Source organism: Pseudomonas sp. Con_6 (assembly GCF_059379395.1).
Genome location: NZ_CM182011.1, coordinates 6,295,478 through 6,315,227, shown reverse-complemented (window position 1 = coordinate 6,315,227; position 19,750 = coordinate 6,295,478). Strand labels below are relative to the sequence as shown.

Below are 19,750 nucleotides of genomic sequence, written 5' to 3'. Positions count from 1 at the left end.
CCGAGCATGAGCAGTCGCATCACGTTGATTCTGGCGGGACTGTTTTTGTTGGGTGCCATCATTGCCGGCTACTGGGGACTGGTCCTCAGCAAGCAACCGGAAACGCCTGCTCCGGCTCCGGTGGCCCAGCCGGTGGCCCAGGCGGTGGAACATGCCCAGGACGAATTGCGCACGGCGGTGGTGGTGTTGCGCCGCGATGCGCCCGCCAACCAGCCGCTGAAGAACGAAGACCTCGCCATCGAGCGCCTGCTGGTGGCACCGACCGGCAGTTTCCAGAGCATCGATCAGGTCGCCGGGCGTACGCCCTGGCGTGACCTGCAGGCCGGCACCTGGCTGGAAGAAGGCAGCTTTTCCGCTGGCGGGCCGCTGGCGCGGATGATCCAGCCCGGCGAACGCGCCCTGACCCTGGCGGTGGACGAGGTGAGCAGTGCCGGTGGTCATATCCGCCCTGGCGACTACGTCGACGTGCTGGTTTACCTGCGCGGTGAACAGGACAACCCTCTCGCCAGCGCCCAGGTCATCGTCCCTGCATTGCGCCTGCTGAGTGTCGGCCAGTTGATGGGACTGGCCAGTGATGGCCTGCCCGCCGAGCCAGAAGACCCGGATCCCAAAGTGCGCGAGGAGCGCCGTCGCAACCCGGTGCGCACCGTGGTGCTGGCGGTGCCCGAGGCCTTGGCCAGCCGCCTGACCCTGGCCGCCCAGGCCGGCAGCCTGCGCCTTGCCGTGCGCAGTGCCGAAGAGAAGCTGTTGTCCCGTTACTGGGCCGATCCGAAGGCCAGCGCCCGTGTGGTCGAGGACACCAATCGCCAGCTCTACCGCTTCAACCAGCTGGCCATGACGCCTGCGGCACCAGTCCGGGTCGCCGGCCCGGTGGCGAGGCGCGGGATCGAGATCATTCGCGGCTCCCAGGCCGAGCAAACCCAATGAATCATGCAAGGATGCCCCATCGATGAACCTTCGTTCCTCGCGGATTTCCTCCCTGTCGCTGTTGCTCGCCTTGTCGGGCCTTTTACCACTGTCCCATGCGCATGGCGCGGTCAGCGGTTGCGCGGCGTTGCCACGGGTCCCGGCAACCCTTGAGATCGACCAGGGCCTGCAACAGGAACTGCGCCTGCCGGTGAGCATCAGCCGCGCGGCAGTGGGCGATCCCCGGGTCGCCGACGTGCATGCCGTCGGCAGCGATGCCTTGCTGCTGACCGCCATCGGCCCCGGCGCCACGAGCCTGAGCCTGTGGACCAGTTGCTCGACCACGCCGCGCCAGACCATGGTTTTCGTGCGCGGACGTGCGGCGGCGGACATGGCCTCGACCTACGTGCCGCCATCGATGGATGGCGAGTTGCCCAGCCAGGTCCAGGCCGACATCCGCTTCGTCGAAGTCAGCCGGACCAAGCTCAAGGAAGCTGGCGCCCGGTTGTTCTTCAAGGGCTCGAACAATTCTCTGATCGGCTCGCCCGGCACGGTGCCCAACACCGTGGTCACTCCCGGCAGCGTGCCAGTGACAAAACCGTCTATCCCACTGGACAACGGTGCGTTCAACATCGTCTGGGGCGGTGGCAGCAGCCGCTTCCTCGCCGCCATCAACGCCCTGGAAACCACCGGCTTCGCCTACACCCTGGCGCGCCCCAGCCTGACGGTGCTCAGCGGCATGACCGCAAGCTTCCTCGCCGGTGGCGAGATCCCCATCCCGGTACCCAGCAGCGGCAGTGACAGCCTGTCGATCGAGTACAAGGAGTTCGGCGTGCGCCTGGCGCTATCGCCCACGGTGGTCAGCCGCGACCGCATCAACCTCAAGGTGGCGCCCGAGGTCAGCGAGCTGGACTACACCAACGGTGTGGCGATTGCCGGGGTGACGGTACCGGCCTTGAAGGTACGCCGAACCGACACCAGCATTTCCCTCGCCGATGGCGAAAGCTTCGTGATCAGCGGCCTGATCAACACCTCCAACCGTTCCGGCGTCGACAAGTTTCCCGGCCTGGGCAACCTGCCGGTGATCGGCGCGTTGTTCCGCCAATCGACGGTGCAGCGCGAGGAAACCGAGCTGCTGATGGTGGTCACGCCGCACCTGGTCCGGCCGCTGGCGGCCAATGCGCAACTGCCCGAACTGCCGGGTGAAGGGCTGCGCAATTACGACCCGAGCTGGGGGCGTCTGTTCTTCCTGGAAAAAGGCGACTTCGATAGTCGCAGTGGGTTATCCCGATGAGTGAAAGCCTGAGCCAGACCTTCCTCGCCATCACCCGCAACGAAGGCGACCTGCAGTGGCTGCAGACCGCACTGACGCCACTGGGCCAGGTCGTCGGCGCTGGCAGTGGCAGCCTCGACGAGTTGCTGGCGCTGATCGACGTGACCTTCGCCAACCTGGTGTTCATCGGCCTGGATCGCGAGCACCTGGTCAACCAGTGCGCGTTGATCGAAGGCGTGCTGGAGGCCAAGCCGATGCTGGCGATCGTCGCCCTCGGCGATGGTATGGACAACCAGTTGGTGCTCAACGCCATGCGTGCTGGCGCGCGGGATTTCGTTGCCTACGGCTCGCGCGCCAGCGAGGTGGCCGGATTGGTCCGGCGCCTGAGCAAGCGCCTGCCGCCGGTGACTGCCAACCCGCACCTGGGCGGCCTCACCGTGCTGTATGGCACCCAGTGCGGCTCCGATGGGGCGCTCCTCAGTGTGCACCTTGGCCAGGTGGTGCAGAAGAGTGGCCAGCAGACCCTGCTGCTGGACCTCGGCCTGCCCCGGGGTGACAGCCTGGCCTTGCTTGGGCTGGAAGCCTCGTTTCATTTCGGCGACGCCCTGCGCCACCTGCGCCGCCTCGACAGCACCTTGATCGATAGCGCTTTCGCCCGCGAGGCCAGCGGCCTGCGCCTGTTGGTCTACGCCCCTGGCGACGAACCACTGGAGCGCACCAGCGCCGCCGAGCTGTACATGTTGCTCAGCGCCTTGCGCCAGCATTTCCAGCACATCATCGTCAACCTCACCGGGCAGGTCGACTGCGAGGCCCTGCGCACGTTCGTCAGTCACTGCGACAAGCTGATCTGGTACACCGACCAGAACGTCATCGAGTGCCGGCGCAATCTGGAGGTGCTGAACACCTGGCGCGAGAAAGGCATGAACCTGGAGCATGCCAAGCTCTTGGTGGACCGCTATCTGCGTAGCGTGATTCCCGACGCCGAAGCGCTCGGCAAGCGCTTTGCCCTGCCGGTGCTGACCGAGCTGCCGGCCAGCGCCGAGGTGCGCCTGAATTCGCGCAACCAGGGCCTGAGCCTGTTCGAACTGGCGCCGCGGGACAACCTGACCCAAGCCCTCAAGGCGCTTGGCGAGCGCCTGGCGCGGCGCTCGGAAAACCTCAAGCCCAAAGCCGACAACTGGCTGAGCCGGCTGTGGAGCGGCAAGCATGAGCAGTGACGACCTGTTCGGCGGCCCCCGGCACAACCTGGGGTCCGACCCGCAGGCACTCAAACGTGCGCTGCACCGCTACATCATCGACGCCATCGAGGACTCCGGGCGCAACCTGCTGGAGGGCGCGCGTCCGGCGCTGACCCAGTTCGTCGTCGAGCAGGTCGGCGAATACATCGCCCGCCTGCATCTGGCTTTGTCCCGTTATGAAATGGAGCGCATGGCCGAGGAACTGGTGGACGAGCTCACCGGTTTCGGTCCGCTGGAAGTGCTGCTGCGTGACACCAGCGTCACCGAGATCCTGGTCAACGGGCCGTTCCGGGTATTCGTCGAACGCGCCGGGGTGCTGCACCAGACCGACCTGCGCTTCATCGATTCGCACCATGTCGAGCGGGTCATGCAACGCATCCTTGCGCCGCTGGGACGGCGCCTGGACGAGTCGTCGCCGATGGTCGACGCGCGCATGCCGGATGGCAGCCGGGTCAACGCGATCATCCCGCCGGTGGCGCTGGACGGGCCGTGTCTGTCGATCCGCAAGTTCCGCAAGGACATGCTCAAGAGTGCCGACCTGCTGGCAACGCGGGCCATCGATCCGGGGATCCTCGAGTTTTTCGAGAATGCGGTGGGCAAGCGCTGCAACATCCTGGTCAGCGGTGGTACCGGTACCGGCAAGACCACCCTGCTGAACATCCTCAGCCAACTCATCAGTCCCCATGAGCGCCTGGTAACCATCGAGGACGTGGCCGAGCTGCAACTGGACCATCCCCACGTGGTGCGCCTGGAAACCCGGCCGCCGAACGCCGAGGGCCACGGCGAAATCAAGGCCAGCGAGTTGATCCGCAATGCCCTGCGCATGCGTCCGGACCGCATCATTCTCGGCGAGATCCGCGGGGTCGAAGTGATCGACGTGCTCACCGCGATGAACACCGGTCACGACGGCTCGATGAGCACCGTGCACGCCAACACCGCCCAGGACGCCTTGCTGCGCCTGGAAACCCTGGTCGGCCTGACCGGTCGGCAGATTGCCGAGAAGACCTTGCGCCAGATGGTCTGCGCGGCCCTCGACGTGGTCATCCAGCTGGCCCGCCTGCCCGATGGCCGACGCTGCATCAGCGAGGTGCTGGAGGTGGTCGGCTTGCGTGACGACGTGTATGTCACTAACACGCTGTTCCGCTTCGATCGGCGCGGTACGGGCGGATTCGTGCGCGAAGCGGTCAATCCGGCCGGTGACAAGCTGCGCCGCGACCCGCTGGAGGTGGCGCCGTGATTGCCATGGTGCTGGGACTGTTTGGCCTGGCGCTGCTGGCGGCCTCGGTCGGCCTGTTCTACAACGGCGTGCGCAAGTCCGCAGAGGAGCGTACGTTGCAGCGCCTCGGCCAGTTGCCCGAGCCGGTGTTGATCGAGGCACCGGCGCGGGGTTCCCTGGACCTGTTGCTGCTGCGCGCCGGTTTTGACCGTCGCGCCGATCGCTTCATGCTCTGGGGTGCGGCGTGGCTGCTGCTGATCGTGGTTGCCGGCAGTGTTGCCGGCTGGTTCGGGGCAGCCATGATGCTGGTGCTCGGGCCGCTGCTCTGGCGCCTTTACATGAGCTGGCGTTACCGCCGGCGTTTGCGGCGCATGATCGAACAACTGCCGGCGCTGCTTGACCACGCCGTGCGCAGCCTGAAAGCCGGTCGGACCCTGAGTGATGCAGTGTTGGGCGCGGTGGAGATTTCCTCCGATCCGTTGAAGAGCGCGATGCAACGGGTGCAGCGCAACGTGCAGATGGGCGCCAGCCTCGACGAGGCGTTGCACGACCTGGCGGAACTCTATGACCAGGATGAGTTCCGCGTCTTCGCCCTCGGCCTGCGCATCAACCACCGCTACGGTGGCAATGCCAGCGAACTGTTGGAGAACCTGATCAAGCTGATCCGCGAGCGCGAACAGGGCGCCCGGCAACTGCGTGCGATGACCGGTGAAACCCGCATGACGGCGATAGTCCTGGCCTCGTTGCCGGTGTGCATGGTCGGCTACTTCATGGTGGCGAACCCCAGCTACCTGTTGTCGATGTGGCACAACCAAAGCGGGCAGATGATGCTGCTGGCGGCCTTCATCCTGCAGGCCCTGGGCTGCGTGGCGCTCTGGCGCATGTTGCGGAGTATCTGAGATGGCCTTGCTGATCAGTGCCGTGCTGTTCTTCGTCACCTTCCTGCTGCTGGTCGGGCTGCTTGCCCGCCAGCATCGTCGCGAGCGCCTGGTCGCCCTGCGTCTGCAAGGTCAGGAGACACAGGCGCCTGAGGAGGATGGCTGGCTGCAGCGTCTGGGCAACAGCGCGCTCGCCCGGCATGCGCAAACCCTGGATGGCGAGACACGCGTGCTTCTGGACCGCATCGGCTGGCGCCGCTCGCGCCAGCGCACGCTGTTCGCTGCGTTGCAGATCGGCGTGCCGCTGCTGGCGCTGGGTGTGGCTTTGCTGACGGTTGAGGTGCTCTATCCGGACAGCGATACGCCGTGGTTGCTGCCGATGTTCGCCCTCGGCCTCGGCTACCTGCTGCCCAAGCGCATCCTCGCCTGGTCGGCGGCGCGACGGCAGCGACAGATCGCCGAGGAGGTCTCCAGCTTCATTCCGTTGCTGCGCATCCTCTTCGACTCCGGCCTGGCGGTGGAGCAGAGCCTGCGCATCCTCAGCATCGAGGGACGGCAGTTGCTACCGGTGTTGAGCGAGGAGTTGCGGCTGATCCTGGTGCGGGTCGATTCCGGCCTGGCCCTTGCCCCGGAACTGGAGCAGACGGCCAGGCTGCTGTCGGTGGATGAGTTCAACGATACCTGCGTGATTCTCCAGCAATTGCTGACCCAAGGCGGTGGCGCGATGAAGTCGCTGCTGGCGCTCAAGCAGTTGCTCGACGAGCGGCGCCTGACGCGCTTGCAGGAACGGATTTCGAAGATGTCCGGGAAGATGTCCATCGTCATGATGGTCTTCCTGTTCCCGGCCCTGTTGATCGTGCTGGCAGGACCTGGGCTGACCGCACTGGCCCGGGCCTTCGCTTCCTGAAAAAGGAGAGGTGGATGAGAGTCGTCGGGATGATGTGTGCTGCGCTGCTGCTCGCTGGTTGTGCCGGGCAGAACGGCGCGCCGTGGCTGGCCTTGCAGGGCGGTACGGCGCAATGCACCAAGGTGGATGCGACACAACAACTGGCGCTGAACCTCGCCGACGAGATGCTGGCTGACGGTCGTCCCCATGCCAGCCTGGCGCACCTGGAAGAGATGCCGGGCGATCTAGCCGAGGTGCGGGTGCGCAAGGCCAAGGTACTGCGCATTCTCGGCAGCAGTGAGGCCGAGCCGCTGTATCGCAGCTTGCTGGGCGGCTGCATGGGCGCCGAGGCGGAACATGGCCTCGGCCAGCTGGCATCGGCGCGCGGTGACAATGTCCAGGCGCGCCAGCACCTGATGCGGGCGATGCGCCTGGCGCCCACCGACGAGAAGATCCGCAACGACCTGGGCGTGGTCTATCTCAATCTGGGTGAGCTGGAAAAGGCCCGTTTCGAATTCCTCACCGCCATCGAATTGAAGGACAGCGACCGGCTGGCGGCCGTGAACCTGGTGAGCCTGTTGCTGTACCAGGACAAATGGCAGCAGGCCGCCGACCTGGTCAGCCGCCTGGGCCTGAGCGCGGCTCAGTTCAGTGAAGCCCAGGCCCGTGCCGAGCAACTCAAACCCGGCGGTGAGCAACCGCCACGGAGGCCTTCATGAAGACTCGACGCTTCGCATTGGTGCTGCTCGCCGGCCTGCCGCTGGCCGCCTCGGCCATACCACCGGGACCCTCGTCCCCGCCGCAAGCGGTTACCGAAGCCTGGCTGCAACTTCAGCCCAGTGGGCAGAAAGCCTCCGCCAAGGTGCAGAACAGCACGCCGCGGGAATACGACAAGAGCATGGAGCGCTGGCTGAAGGTGTATGACTACAAGATTCCCGAGGTCTTCAAGTGGGAGAAGATGAGTTCGGGGAGTTCGGGGGGGGCAGGAGGCAATTGAGCTGCCTCCTGTAGTCTCGGCTCAAACTGGGCTGACGGGATCTACTCGGGTCTGTGGGCTCAGGAAATCGATATGAAAACCGCTTGAGCCATCGCCGAGCGCGACATGCAAACCCTCGATGCCTTCGTTGATTTGAGAGTTGATCGCGTAGTCGATGATGCCGTTTAACGAGGTATTGACACCGATGGCGAACTCGGTAAGTGCCAGGCCTCGTGGGCCTGCAGCTTTTTGGAGAAGGGCAACGTAGTCAACTTCACTACACATGAAGGAAGTGACAATGTTTTCGGTGACATGAAGAATTCCTCCATGTTTGGCCAGCAGGCTGGCAAGGTTCTCCAAGTCAGCATTCAGTGCAGCCGCTTGAGGGAGAGTGTTCTTCCTCAGGACGATCAGGATGCCTGATATGTGAAGACTCCCTGTAAAGTTGAAAGGACAATGGTGTTTCGGGTTCATATGTGCGTAGTGCACCTCGAAGAACTCTGCCAGCGAGTGGATATAGCCGTTATCTAGGTCTTCCGCGATCAGAGCGTAGGGTGTGGCCTTTTCGAGTACCCTGACCGCTCCTCGAGAGTTATTGCCGCTCACCCTCAGGTTGCGAAAGTTATTAAATGTTTTAAGGGCTTGTCTCTGCGTGCGCAGCGCCATGTCAAAGTCGCTTTTCATGATCAGGTCCAGCGTGTACTCGGCATGCATTACCGTTGCTTTGAATACATGTAGAGCACAAAAAACAGATTGCTTGTTGCTTGCTCTCTCTGCAGCTTCAAAGGTATGTCTTGCAGCGTCGTGGCTGAAAGAAAAAACCAGGCTGCGAGGCGGTAGGGCGTGAGTCTGCATCAGCGACTGAGTGCGGAATCCTTTTTGGGCGGAGGCGGCGAGAAAAGCTTCGCTGTCAGAAAGGATCAAGGCGTGCTCTGCGTTTATCCAGCCTACTGAGTGGTTTTTATTAGGCATGAAGTTCTCCTTGCAAGGTGTAGAGAGAGCCTCTACACCTTGGGGTTTTACCGACAGTTATTCGTCAGAGTGGGCCCATACCAGTGGAGACCAACCAAAGTTTCCTGGCCCGGAGGCAGTGCGTGCAAGATCTTTGAAGTCCATAGGATCATTCATGAGTTTGTCCTTGTTATATGCCCTCGAAATTGAGGGTCGTCGGATTTTTTTACTATGAGCTGCCGGATGGCAAGAATTTTTTTGTTAAATCCTTGAAATATTTATATGGCCTGCTGAGTAAAGGTGTTTAAGGTTTTGAAGATTTTTCTGAGAGGGGTTTCTGATTGTTATAAAGCGTCTTGCATTTCCCAATACTGAAGAATTAGCTTTTGTCGTGGTCTTTTGTTCATGTGGTTATGTGTATTGCATATATGGGGATTACAAGAAATGGCTACAAAAACCTGTATTACGCCGACTCAACTGGAACATGCTCTAGCGCTGAAAGACCTGACGCTCTGGTCGTCCAATTCACACGCGGTGCACCTGATGGCAAGCGAAGTCCTGGAGGGGCTGCGTGAGCGAGGCTGGCCAACAGCCGAAGTCGTTACTGGCCCAAGGGTAGTGCACGCCAGGGAAAACTATGCACTCTTGGGGTACTCCCCCGACGAAGTAACCCTGGGTAGCGAACACACTCGCTGGGTGGATCAAGAACGGCTGCTGCGCACGCAGACGACCAGTCAGATTCCGGCAGCATTGCAGGCTGCCGCCACGGCGAGAAAGCCTGGTGAGATGAGGTTGATCGCTGCTCCCGGGATTACATTTCGCCGGGACACTCGTGACCGCTGGCACTGCGCCGAACCACATCAGATGGATGTCTGGGTCTTGGGGGAGCCAGCGCTTTCCAATCGAAAAGATCTCCTGAGACTTGTACGGGACATTCTGGAGGCAGCAACTCCCAGCCTGGGCTGGGTGTTCAGCGACAGCCCGCATCATTACACCGATGAGGGCATCGAGGTAAATCTGTTGGCTGACGAGAAAGCCATCGAGGTACTGGAGTGTGGTTGCATCGCTCGCAGCCTCCTCGAACGTCTTGGCATCGATCCAGAGCAACACGGTGGACTCGCACTGGGCATGGGCCTGGACCGCCTGACCATGTTGCGCAAGGGACTACCTGACATTCGCTTGCTGCGGGATGCACATCCTCGGGTGCAAGCGCAGATGCACGACTTGTCGCAATGGCGACCTGTTTCGCGCCTGCCGTCGACGAGCAGGGACATTTCGCTTGCTGTTTCGCCAGGCCTAAGTGAGGAAGCGCTGACGGAGAAAATGCTGAATGCAGCTGGAGAGCATGCCTGCTGGATCGAGGAAATGCAGATCAAGGGACGCTGGGCCTATGGTGATCTTCCTGAGCAGGCTATTCAGCGTCTGGGTTTGATCCCCGGTCAGGAAAACGTGCTCCTGCACATCGTGTTACGTGACGCTTCGCGGTCCATCACCACCGAGGAGGCGAATCAGTTGTACGGAGTCATCCAAAGCGCAATGCATGAAGGTGAGCCAGGAGGAGGGTACCGTCTGTAGCGATTCTCCTCACGCCTCTTTCTCAATGCTCCGTCACCCGCTGGCGCAACGCCGAACCGCTCGGCGACAACGCCAGCGCCAGTTGCGTTCGGTTGTGCATGTGGGTCAGGCGCAGCACCTGGGACACGTACAGCTTCACCGTGTTCTCGGTGATGCCCAGCTCGCAGGCGATCTGGTAGTTGGTCTTGCCCTGGCCCACCAGCCGCGCCACATCCAGCTGACGTGGCGACAGCGGGGCGAAGATGGTTGGTACCGCGTCGCTTTGCGACTCGCCTGCCTCGCTCGCCTCCTGCCTGGTCGGCGCCTGGGTGCGGGCCTTGTCGAGGTCCTGGTAGAGGTCGTCGATGGACTCCGCCAGGTACTTCAGCTTCTGGTTCAGATGACCCAACTGCTGGAAATCCTTATGCCGCGCCAGCAGTACGTTTTCCTGGCGCTTCAGGCCTTCGAGCAGCTCTTCCAGGTCCACCGGCTTCTGGTAGTAATCGGCGAAGCCTTCGCGCAGGGCTTTGATCACGTCCTGCTTGTCGGCGCGACCGGTGAGCATGATGGCTTCGAAGATGCGCTCCGGCCCGGCCATGCTTTTCAGCGCCTTGACCAGCTCGATGCCGTCGTACTCGGGCATGTTCAGATCACAGACCACCAGGCCGATCGTCGGGTCGGCGATGAAGCGGTCGATGGCGTTGACACTGGAATGACACGGGACGCAGCGATAACCACTGCTTTCAAGAAACTCGCAAAGCTCTTCGACGATCAATGGCTGGTCATCGACGACCAGGACTTTCACTGGGCTGGTTGGCATTTTGAATCGCGACTCCATGCTGACGTGCCCTCCCTGAATGCTGCCAAGGAGCGGTCCCGGGTCACGGTGGGGCACTCACTAAAAAGTAGTCGCTCCTTTTGACTATTTACAAGGAGTGACACCGGAGTTAGAGGCCCCAGGCGACTAATGGATCCATATGATCGCGAGCAAAAAGCCGCTGAGAAGGAAGGGCGCGAAGGGTTGTTTGTCGGACATCTGCTCCTGCCATTCGCGCAGACGCTTCTTAAGCTTTTGATTCAACAGGGACCACATCCAGCGGCGGGCCGCCAACCAGGCGAGCAGGGCAACCCCGGCACCGATGAAAGTGCCGAGCAGGTACCACTGGTCGGTTGCCAGGGCCAGGGCACCGAGCAACTTCACGTCACCCGCCCCCAGACGACCAAGGATATAGCCGGGAAGCGTTAGCACCATCACCAGTGCCAGTGCGACGGCTGCATCGGCCGGTTCGGCGCCGATCCAGGTGTGGCCGGTAAGGAACAGGTAGGCGAGGGCGAAGGTAGCGGCACCGAGCGTCAGGGTGTTGGCGATCTGCCGTTCACGGACATCCTGTTCGGCACAGAGGGCAAGCCACAACAGCAGGACGAGACTTTGCATTGGCGAAATGCCATCCCTTGGTCTGAATGATTCTATGCTTGTCTGAGAGGATCACTGTCAGGGTAGACGCGATCATGAAAGCAAGCCTCGCTGGACGGCAAAAAGGTGCGGTGGCCATCGAGTTCGCCATCGTTTTTCTGATGTTCTTCGCGGTGTTCTACGGGCTGATCAGCTACAGCCTGCCGATGCTGATGATGCAATCGTTCAACCAGGCCAGCAGCGAAGCGGTGCGCCGCTGCGTGGCGCTGGACCCGAGCAGCGCGACCTACGCCACCGACGTCAACAACCTGGCCCGGCAGACCCTGGAACAGCAACTGTCGTGGCTGCCGGGTTCGCTGGGCTTTCAGTTCGCCAGTGACGCCACAGTGACCCTGAGTTCGGGTCACCTGCTCACGGTGACCATCCACTACAGCAAGAGCAAGCTGACCTCGACCTTGCCGGTGCTGGTATTGCCGGGCATCGGCGAGGTGCCCAGGTTGCCGACGACCCTCGGCACGCAGACGAGCCTGCAGCTTTGAACGGCGGTTCGGGGCTGTTCGACCGCTGGCGGACCCGTGCCGGAGAGCCCCGCGATTGGGCGCAGGCGTCGGCGCCGCCGGCGGTCGGTTTGCAGGTCTGGCTGGACAACCAGGGCCGTGTACTGCGCCTGAGCGGCCCGCTGCGCACCGCACTGGCGCTGCCGGCGCAGGTGCCGGCGCACTTGCATGACTACGTGCAGCCGCAGAGCCTTTTGGCCCTGGAAGGCGAGCCGGCGGACTGGCAGGCACACCCGCTCGACCTGGATTTCCGTGTCGCCTCCGGTACCACCTTGCATACCCGTGGCTGGCTGCTGGCCCAGCCCGAAGGCTGGTTGTTGCAGCTGTTCGATATCGGCAACCTGGTCCGCGAGCAGCACCAGGGCTTTCTCGCGCGCCAGGGCCAGAAGCTTGCCGGTGAGATCGCCACGGTGCTGCGCGCTTGCAGCCTGCAACGGCTGCCAGATGAAGCCGGCGAACAACTGCGGCGCCTGGCCGGGCACTGGCGGGCGGGCTGGGCAGTCCTGCTGCTGCCCGCTGCGGGAACCTGGAAAGCCTTTATCCACAGCGGCGACAGCCTGCCGCTGAGCGATGTTCGCCTGGGCGTGCTGCTAAACGGCGTTCCCCCCGGGCACCTGGTGCACAGCTCCAGCCAGCCACAGCTGGATGCCTTGGGGCTGCCCTTCTACTTGATGCCGCATACCCAGGAGCACGAAGTGCAGGCCTGGCTGCTCTGCGAAGACAGCGGCGAGAAACGCTTGGGCGATGAGGCGCTGCTGCTCGCCGATGCCCTGATCGAGCCGCTGCTGGCGCGTCTGGCCGGCGATCGCCTGCAAGCCAGCCAGCAGCGGCTGGAGCATGTCCAGGGCCTGCTCGGCGCCGGCTGGTGGGAATGGTTGCCCCACGACGCTTCGCTGCACCTGTCCCCCGGCCTGGCCAGCAGTTTCGACGTACCGCCGCGGGTCAGCCTCAGTGACTGGCTGACCCGGGTGCACCCGGCCGACCGCGAGGCGGCGCTGTTGGCCTTCACCGCCTTGCAGCGCGAAGGCGACAGCCTGCAACTGTCCCTGCGCCTGTTCGGCGAAGCACCACGCTGGTACCGCCTGTGCGGCGAAATCGAAGGGCAGGGTGAGTCCCGCCGCCTGCACGGCTTCATGCTCGATATCAGCGACATCAAGCAGCAGGAGCAACAGGCCAGCGCCGCCCACGCGCGGCTGGACAACCTGATCGCCAGTTCGCCGGCGGTGATCTACATCCAGCGCTACGACGCCGGCGCGCTGCATGCCGAATTCTTCAGTGCCAGTCTGCAACCCCTGCTGGGTTGGCAGGCCGAGCCCGGTCAGCACCTGCAACCGGCCCATTGGGTGCATCCCGAAGACCAGCTGTTATGGCTGGAACGCACCCGCACCTTGCTTCGTGAAGGTCAGGTACGCAGCCGTTACCGTCTGCGCGACCGCGAGGGCGGCTGGCACTGGGTGCTCGACGAAGCGCGCCTGTTGCGCAACGATCTGGGTATTCCCGTGGAAGCGGTAGGCCTCTGGCTCGATGTCACCGAGGCCACCCAGGCCGCCGAACGTGTGCGCCAGAGCGAGGAACGCTATCGGGTGCTGGTGGAGGATTCACCGGCGATGATTTGCCGCTACCGTCCCGATCTCGAGTTGCTGTACGGCAACCGGCCCCTGGCCGACTACCTGGAATGCACCCCGGCGCAGTTGCCGGGGATGAACCTGGGCGAATGGATGTCGGCGGGGCAACTCGACCTGTTTCGCCAGCGTATCGCCCGGCTTAGCCCGGATGCGCCGGTCAGCAGCGACGAAGTGTGCCTGCAACTGCCGGGGCGCGAGCACGCCTGGTGGATCTGGTCTGATCGCGCCCTGTTCGACGACCAGGGCCGTTTGCTGGAAATCCAGGCGGTGGGCCGCGACAACACCGAGGTGCGCCGCAGCCAGCAACTGCTGCTGCAGAGCGCCAAGATGGCCACCCTCGGCGAGATGTCCACCGGCCTGGCGCATGAGATCAACCAGCCGCTCAACGTCATGCGCATGGCCATGGTCAACGTGCTCAAGCGCCTGGAAAACGGCGAGCTGGACACGGACTACCTGCAGGAGAAACTGAAACGCATCGACGCCCAGGTGGTGCGGGCGTCCAAGGTGGTGGACCACATGCGCGTGTTTGGTCGTCGCTCCGAGGTCGAACGGGCGTTGTTCGAGCCGTGGATGGCGGTGGAAGGCGCCTTGTCGCTGCTGGCCGATGGCCTCGCGGCCAAGGGTGTCGAAGTGCGCCTGGGCGATCCGGTGACGGGTGCGGTGTTAGGCCATCAGGACCAGTTGGAGCAGGTCCTGATCAATCTGATGGTCAATGCCCGCGACGTGCTGCTGGAGAAGAAACCGGCGCAGGCCTGGATCGCCCTGCATGGCGAAAGCGACGCACAGCATGTGCGCCTGTGGGTGGAAGACAGCGGCGGGGGCATCGAGCCACGGTTGCTGGAACGCATCTTCGAGCCGTTCTTCACCACCAAGCCGGCCGGTGTCGGCACCGGCCTGGGGCTGTCGGTGAGCTATCGCATCGTCGAGAGCATGGGTGGCGTGCTGAGCGTCGGCAACACTGCCCAGGGCGCACGGTTCCTGATCGAGCTGCCGCTTCAGAGCACCAGCTGAGCGCGGTTGCTGCTGCAATCGAGGTTGGCCCCGACATCGACCACCATCAGGTCGATGCCGAGCACTTTGAGCAGCGAGTTGATCAGTGGGTCCGTGATGCGGCCGAGCAGCGTGATGATCGGTGGCAGGAGCAGGGTCTTCACGTTGTTCAGCAAGCTGGCGGCGGTGGTCACGAGCTGTCCCAGCGGGTTGCTGCCCTGGGGTTGATAGACCTGCAACTGAACTCCGTTGAGGGTGTTGTCAAGACTGCTGACCACATCGCTGGAGCTGCCGGTCGCCTGCAGGTACACCGGGGGCTGGTTGAGGTTGGGCGGTGCGCTGGTGCCACTGAACAGCAGCGGAGTAGGAGCACCCGGTGGCGTACCCAAAACCGTGGTGGCGACCTTGATGCCGACGCCGCCACCAACGAAGGGCACTCGTGTTCCGCAGCCGAGGGTCAGGATCGTCAGCTTGGTACAGACATTGGTGCCGAAATCGATCAGCGGAATGGGTTGGACCACGGCGTTGCCCGAGGTGAAGAAGTCGTTCGGTGTGTTGAACTTGCCGACCGCGACCTTCGCCGCTGCTGATTGGGTACTGGTGTTCAACTGCTTGGTGGGGGTGCAGCTGTATCCGGTGACCTGGCTGGTCGCGGAGGCCACTTCAACGCCGATATTGATTTGCTGCACGCCCGGCAGCAGTTCGATGTCGCTGACCTTGCACGGCACCAGGATCAGGCAGCCTACGGACTGCAAGGTGCCCTGCAGGTTCAGGCTGAGCAAGGGGTTGATGATGTTGGTCAATGGCGTGGCGAGGTTGAGTACTGCGTTGACCAGACCGGTGATGCTGCTGAGCACGGGCAGGTCGAGCGATACCAGCAGCCGTACCTGTGCGGTGTGGACCTTGATCACGTCTTTCGCCGGATTGCCGACGGCAGACAGTTGCTCTGGCTCGATCACTTTAAGTTGAACGTTGCCTGTCACCAGTCCGAGCAGGTTCAGCGGGATCTGCGCCACCGCTGCACTGTTCTTTGCCGCCAGCATCACTGCCGCCTGGACCAGGTCGATGACTTTCAATGACGCATCCAGGCCGGCGGCGGCAGTGCCGTTCTGCAGGTCGAGGATATCGCCCAGCTTGACCAGCGTACTGTTGTCGGCACCGACGACGACCTTGCCGAGGTTGGTTACCACCGTGGCCGCCGCGCCGCTGCGGGCCAGTACGGTGGCGGCAGCCTGGATCAGGTCGGTGGCATGAAGGTTCTTGCTCAGTAGCTCGTCATAGCGACCAGCGCCGACATTGACGTTGATCGCCAACTGATCGAGAAAATCGAGCAGCTTGATATCGGTGTTGGCGATGCCTTGCCAGCCGACCGCATCCAGCGTGATACGTCCGCCCAGTGGGTCGATCAGGGCATTGAGCAGTGCTGATTTGCTGGAGTCCATGGTCGCCAGGGTCGAGCGCAGGCGCAGCATGGCCTTGGGCGGCAAGGGCGCGGCGGCGACGGCCTGGGCCTGGAGCCGGGTGGAGTTGGACAGCGTCTGGCCGGCCACCAGGTCGCGTACCCCGGCGATCAGGCTGCTGGGCACGGTGTTGCTGGCGACCACCTTGATTGCCTCGGCGCGGGTGGCGTCGGCGGTGAAGCTGCGTCGGCTGGCAGCGCCTGTGGTAACGCTGCCGCAGGTGGTGGTCAGGGTCTTGCCGCTGCCGCTGCTGAAGCCGTTGCGCGCCGCAGCGGCGGCGGCGAGTGCGGCTGCCTGGGGGCCGACGCCGTTGCACGTGGCGCTTTGTCCGGCGGCTTCGAGAGCCGCCATGTCGGCTACCCGCTGCAACTTGCGCTGTTCCATGTACAGGCGCCCGCTATCGACCGCCAGGATGCCGAAGACTAACGCCAGGGCCAGGGTCAGGACGGTCACCAGGCCAATGGCGCCGCGCTGCCGTTTCGCGAAGGGTGGAGACACGAGCACTCCTTTGCCGGCACATGCCGTGCACGTCGCGTGCGTGCATCCAGTGTAGTCAAGGATATGGCCAGTTGCCTGCAGCAGGATCTGCCGGATCAGCGAGGCGGGTAGTTGGAGAGCACCTGGGCAACGGTTTTCTGGATCGCCGCATTACGCTCTTCCGGGGTCGGCGGGTAGTGGTTCATCACCTGCTCGGCACTGCCGCGCCAGACCAGCTTGCCGTCACGCCCGTCGAACAGGTCGAGCTGGATGGTCGCCACCTTGTACTCGATGGTACGCGTCTCGGCCATGGACGGACCGCCCCAGTAGCCGCCCCAGTAACCACCCCAGCCGCCACCGTACTGGGTAGTGATCTGCTGGTGACGATTTTCCACGATCAGGTAGGCCTGCACCTTGAGGTCGCCGCGGGTGCCGGTCTGGGCCGGGCGCAGGCCGCGCTGATCGAGCTGTTCGCTGACGGCCTGACGGATACGTTGCTCGGTGAGGTCGCTCTTGATCCGCGGGTCATCCGGGCGGTACTGCAAGGCTGGCTCCTGCCAGGTCCAGCTGCGATAGGCGGCGAAGTCGCGGCTGGCGTCGAAGTCCTGGGTCACGTTGTTGCTCTGGCAGGCGGCGAGCACGGCCAGCAGGGAAAATAAAACCAGACGGCGCAGCATGATGTGTTCTCCGGGTTCCAAGGACTAGCTGGGAGGATAGCCGCTCATGGCCTTCTCGACGGCCTCGCGCATGGCGTCGGCGCGATCGGCCAGGGAACCCCGGCTGTCGGTCTCGGCACTGGCGCTCCACACCGGCTGGCCGCTGCCGGCATCGAACAGATCGACGCGCACCACCAGCACCTCGACTTCGTAGGTGCGGATGACCGGCACGCTGGCATAGGCCCCATAGCTGTTGCCGTAGTAGCCGCGGCCATAGCCCACGCCGCCATAGGGGGAGTAATCATCGTCGCGGTACTGGCGCAGGCGGCGTTCGAGGCGCAGGTCGGCGCTCACCAGCAGGTCGCCGCGGGCATTGCGTGCCGGGCGCAGACCGCGCTGGTCGAGGGCGTTGCTCACGGCTTCGGCGAGTTGCGCCGGATCGGCACTGGCGCTGCCGGCGGGCAACTGGCCGTTGCGCCAGCTCCAGTTGCGATAGCGCCCATAATCGCGGGCCGGTGCCGGGTAGGCACTGGCGTCGAAGGTGGTCGCGGCCTGAGGCGGCGCCGGTGGCAGCGGGCGCGAGCTGGCCACGTAGGGATTGCTGCCCTGGCAGGCGGCCAGGGTCAGGCAGGTGAAGGCAAGAACGACGCGGTACGGCATGCAGCTCTCCCTAACGGGGACGACATATCCAGTGCAGGTAGCGGCCGAGTCCGGCGAAGGCCGGGTGGCGACGGTGCGCGAGTTCCATTTCCAGCAGGTCGATCAGTTCAGCGCGGGCCTGGAATTCCGTCGGCATGTAGTCGTGGAACACCCTTACGCCGCTCTCGGCTTCTACTAGCCATAGACCTTCAACTTGCGCCTTCAGTTCGCGCGGATCAAGGGGTTTCTGCGGGGTCAGGCTCTGCTTTTCGCCGGCGAGGGTGTCGCGGCGCAGCTTGCGGAAATGGCCCTTGAGCAGGTTGCGGTAGACCAGTGCGTCGCGGTTGTAGAAGGCCAGGGAGAGCAGGCCGTCGGCGCGGGTCAACTGGTGCAGCACCGGCAGGATCGACTCGGGTTCGGCGAGCCACTCCAGCACCGCGTGGCACAGCACCACGTCGTAGGGTTCGGTGAGTTCGCCGAGCAGGTCCTGCCAGGGCGCCTGGATGAAGGTGGCGGTCTGGCCGGCAGCGGCGAAGCGCTCGCGGGCGCCGTCGAGCATGGGGGCGGCGGGTTCGGCGAGGGTTAGCTGGTGGCCGCGTTGAGCCAGCCACAGGGCCATGTGGCCCAGGCCTGCGCCGATATCGAGGATGCGCAGCGGGCGATCCGGCAGGCATTCGGCGAGGTCGGCCTGGAGCACCGCGAGGCGTATCGCGCCCTTGGCGCCGCCGTAGATTTTCTCGGCGAAACGGGTCGCCAGGGCGTCGAAATGACGGTCGTTCATTTGGCGAAGCGCCTCTCGCTGTCGGCCAGTTTGGCCCGCACAACCTGTTCCATGTCCAGGCCCAGTTCGCTGCACAGCAGGAGCAGATACAGCACGATATCGCCGACTTCCTGGCCGGCGTGTGCCAACTGATCGGCGGGCAGTTGCCGTGACTGGTCTTCGCTGAGCCACTGGAAGATCTCCACCAGCTCGGCCATTTCCACGCTGGCGGCCATGGCCAGGTTCTTCGGGCTGTGGAAACCGCGCCAGTCGTTGTTGTCGCGGATGGTGTGCAGGCGTTGGGTGAGTTCGTGCAGATTCATGTGGGGTCTCCTGAGGCGGTATAGCTTCAGGGGGAAGGGCAGGGCTGGCAAGGGGGCTTGATGTAGCGTTTCAGGGCCTCATCGCTGGCAAGTCAGCGATGAGGCCCTTTGAGCCGTACTACACCGGCTGCCATCCACCACTCATATGCACCAACCCCCCATGCCCACTCAAGCGGAACTGCCCGCTCGGCGCCTCGGCGCTGCAATCGAGGATCACCTCGCTGGGCAACCGCACCGGCTTGTGGAATTCCACCGCCACCTCATACCCGCTGCGCGGCAGGTGCCCGCGCAGATGGGCCATGGCCATGGCCTTGCTCCACATGCCATGGGCGATGGCCTGGGGGAAACCGAACAGCTTCGCGCTCATTGCACTCAGGTGGATCGGGTTGTAGTCGCCGCATACCTTCGCGTAATGCCGGCCAATATCCGTGTCGGCATACCAGCGCGTCAGCTCGCTCATCGCCAGTGGCTCGTCCAGCGTCACCTCGGCTACCGAGCCTTCCAGCTTCATCCCGCGACACAACATGCGGCTGCTCTCCGACCAGATCAGCCCCAGGCCATCCTCGGCATCGGTGCGCAGGTCGAAGGTCGCGCCTTTCTCATGGGGCTGCAGGTTATCCACAGACACCGCGAAGCGCAGCCGCGAAATCCCGCCCAGCGGCCGCAGCACGCGGATGCGATTGCCCAGATGCACCAGCCCCAGCAACGGGAAGGGAAAATCCTTCGCCGTAAGCAACTGCATCTGCAAGGCGAAGGCCATCACATGTGGATAAGTCGGCGGCAGGCGCCCGTCATGGGTGAACAGGCAGAGCTTGCGGTAGGCGTCGAGGTTGCGTTCGTCGACATTGATCCCGCAACGCAAACCGTAGCCGGGCAGGCTGTTGCCGCTGATCCTGCGTTTGCTCGCCGCCTTCAGGTACAGCCCGGAAAGGCCGGCGGTAGTCCCGAGGTCGTGCCAGGTCTGGGTCATC

The 19,750-nt window shown here is 63.7% G+C and carries 20 protein-coding genes; 11 read left to right on the top strand and 9 right to left on the bottom strand.

Going from position 1 to position 19,750, the window contains the following annotated elements:
- Window positions 1-6: 6 nt before the first annotated feature.
- The 8 genes from cpaB to AC5QPF_RS28560 are packed head-to-tail and all read left to right on the top strand — an operon-like array spanning window position 7 to window position 7,394.
- Complete coding sequence (cpaB, locus tag AC5QPF_RS28595) at window positions 7-927, top strand: Flp pilus assembly protein CpaB (RefSeq protein ID WP_494960954.1); 921 nt, start codon at window positions 7-9, stop codon at window positions 925-927.
- 22 nt (window positions 928-949) lie between these two features.
- Complete coding sequence (locus tag AC5QPF_RS28590; protein ID WP_494960953.1) at window positions 950-2,200, top strand: secretin GspD/PilQ domain-containing protein; 1,251 nt, start codon at window positions 950-952, stop codon at window positions 2,198-2,200.
- On the top strand, window positions 2,197-3,396 hold the full coding sequence (locus AC5QPF_RS28585; RefSeq protein WP_494960952.1) for a CpaE/TadZ family protein: 1,200 nt from the start codon (window positions 2,197-2,199) through the stop codon (window positions 3,394-3,396). The genes AC5QPF_RS28590 and AC5QPF_RS28585 overlap by 4 nt, the downstream gene beginning before the upstream one ends.
- Window positions 3,386-4,654: an ATPase, T2SS/T4P/T4SS family gene (locus tag AC5QPF_RS28580; RefSeq protein ID WP_494960951.1), complete on the top strand. Its 1,269-nt coding sequence runs from the start codon at window positions 3,386-3,388 to the stop codon at window positions 4,652-4,654. The genes AC5QPF_RS28585 and AC5QPF_RS28580 overlap by 11 nt, the downstream gene beginning before the upstream one ends.
- Window positions 4,651-5,532: a type II secretion system F family protein gene (locus AC5QPF_RS28575; RefSeq protein WP_494960950.1), complete on the top strand. Its 882-nt coding sequence runs from the start codon at window positions 4,651-4,653 to the stop codon at window positions 5,530-5,532. The genes AC5QPF_RS28580 and AC5QPF_RS28575 overlap by 4 nt, the downstream gene beginning before the upstream one ends.
- Before the next feature lies 1 nt (window position 5,533).
- Entirely contained in the window at window positions 5,534-6,418 is an 885-nt protein-coding gene (locus AC5QPF_RS28570) for a type II secretion system F family protein (RefSeq protein ID WP_494960949.1), read from the top strand.
- Window positions 6,419-6,432: 14 nt separating this feature from the next.
- The gene (locus tag AC5QPF_RS28565) at window positions 6,433-7,116 is read left to right on the top strand and encodes a tetratricopeptide repeat protein (protein WP_494960948.1); all 684 of its coding nucleotides are present in this window, start codon (window positions 6,433-6,435) and stop codon (window positions 7,114-7,116) included.
- Window positions 7,113-7,394 (top strand): DUF3613 domain-containing protein, encoded by a 282-nt coding sequence (locus tag AC5QPF_RS28560; protein WP_494960947.1) that lies wholly within the window; start codon window positions 7,113-7,115, stop codon window positions 7,392-7,394. Before AC5QPF_RS28565 ends, AC5QPF_RS28560 begins: the two co-directional genes overlap by 4 nt.
- A 21-nt stretch (window positions 7,395-7,415) precedes the next feature.
- Here AC5QPF_RS28560 and AC5QPF_RS28555 read toward each other — a convergent pair whose 3' ends face one another.
- Window positions 7,416-8,345: a CgnE/CgnB domain-containing protein gene (locus tag AC5QPF_RS28555; protein WP_494960946.1), complete on the bottom strand. Its 930-nt coding sequence runs from the start codon at window positions 8,343-8,345 to the stop codon at window positions 7,416-7,418.
- A 423-nt stretch (window positions 8,346-8,768) separates the two neighbouring features.
- On the opposite strand from AC5QPF_RS28555, the gene srmL reads away from it, so the two are divergent.
- Window positions 8,769-9,899, top strand: a complete 1,131-nt coding sequence (gene srmL, locus AC5QPF_RS28550; RefSeq protein WP_494960945.1) for a PheS-related mystery ligase SrmL — start codon at window positions 8,769-8,771, stop codon at window positions 9,897-9,899.
- A gap of 22 nt (window positions 9,900-9,921) precedes the next feature.
- Here the strand turns inward: srmL and AC5QPF_RS28545 are convergent, their stop codons facing one another.
- Complete coding sequence (locus AC5QPF_RS28545) at window positions 9,922-10,698, bottom strand: response regulator (RefSeq protein ID WP_494960944.1); 777 nt, start codon at window positions 10,696-10,698, stop codon at window positions 9,922-9,924.
- A 144-nt stretch (window positions 10,699-10,842) separates the two neighbouring features.
- Window positions 10,843-11,313: a prepilin peptidase gene (locus AC5QPF_RS28540; RefSeq protein ID WP_494960943.1), complete on the bottom strand. Its 471-nt coding sequence runs from the start codon at window positions 11,311-11,313 to the stop codon at window positions 10,843-10,845.
- A 74-nt stretch (window positions 11,314-11,387) separates the two neighbouring features.
- Between AC5QPF_RS28540 and AC5QPF_RS28535 the strand changes: the two genes are divergently transcribed.
- Window positions 11,388-11,831: a TadE/TadG family type IV pilus assembly protein gene (locus AC5QPF_RS28535; RefSeq protein WP_494960942.1), complete on the top strand. Its 444-nt coding sequence runs from the start codon at window positions 11,388-11,390 to the stop codon at window positions 11,829-11,831.
- Entirely contained in the window at window positions 11,828-14,485 is a 2,658-nt protein-coding gene (locus tag AC5QPF_RS28530; RefSeq protein ID WP_494960941.1) for an ATP-binding protein, read from the top strand. Before AC5QPF_RS28535 ends, AC5QPF_RS28530 begins: the two co-directional genes overlap by 4 nt.
- Here AC5QPF_RS28530 and AC5QPF_RS28525 read toward each other — a convergent pair.
- From AC5QPF_RS28525 to AC5QPF_RS28500, 6 genes are all read right to left on the bottom strand, one after another.
- Entirely contained in the window at window positions 14,470-16,422 is a 1,953-nt protein-coding gene (locus AC5QPF_RS28525; protein ID WP_494960940.1) for a TadG family pilus assembly protein, read from the bottom strand. The genes AC5QPF_RS28530 and AC5QPF_RS28525 overlap by 16 nt on opposite strands.
- Window positions 16,423-16,517: 95 nt before the next feature.
- Window positions 16,518-17,078, bottom strand: a complete 561-nt coding sequence (locus AC5QPF_RS28520) for a DUF4136 domain-containing protein (RefSeq protein ID WP_494960939.1) — start codon at window positions 17,076-17,078, stop codon at window positions 16,518-16,520.
- 24 nt (window positions 17,079-17,102) lie between these two features.
- Window positions 17,103-17,717, bottom strand: a complete 615-nt coding sequence (locus tag AC5QPF_RS28515; protein ID WP_494960938.1) for a DUF4136 domain-containing protein — start codon at window positions 17,715-17,717, stop codon at window positions 17,103-17,105.
- 10 nt (window positions 17,718-17,727) lie between these two features.
- The gene (locus tag AC5QPF_RS28510) at window positions 17,728-18,477 is read right to left on the bottom strand and encodes a methyltransferase (protein ID WP_494960937.1); all 750 of its coding nucleotides are present in this window, start codon (window positions 18,475-18,477) and stop codon (window positions 17,728-17,730) included.
- A complete protein-coding gene (locus tag AC5QPF_RS28505; RefSeq protein ID WP_042130553.1) occupies window positions 18,474-18,779 on the bottom strand; it encodes a MazG-like family protein in 306 nt (101 codons plus the stop codon). The genes AC5QPF_RS28510 and AC5QPF_RS28505 overlap by 4 nt, the downstream gene beginning before the upstream one ends.
- A gap of 118 nt (window positions 18,780-18,897) precedes the next feature.
- Entirely contained in the window at window positions 18,898-19,749 is an 852-nt protein-coding gene (locus tag AC5QPF_RS28500) for a MaoC/PaaZ C-terminal domain-containing protein (RefSeq protein ID WP_494960936.1), read from the bottom strand.
- Between the last annotated feature and the right edge of the window lies 1 nt (window position 19,750).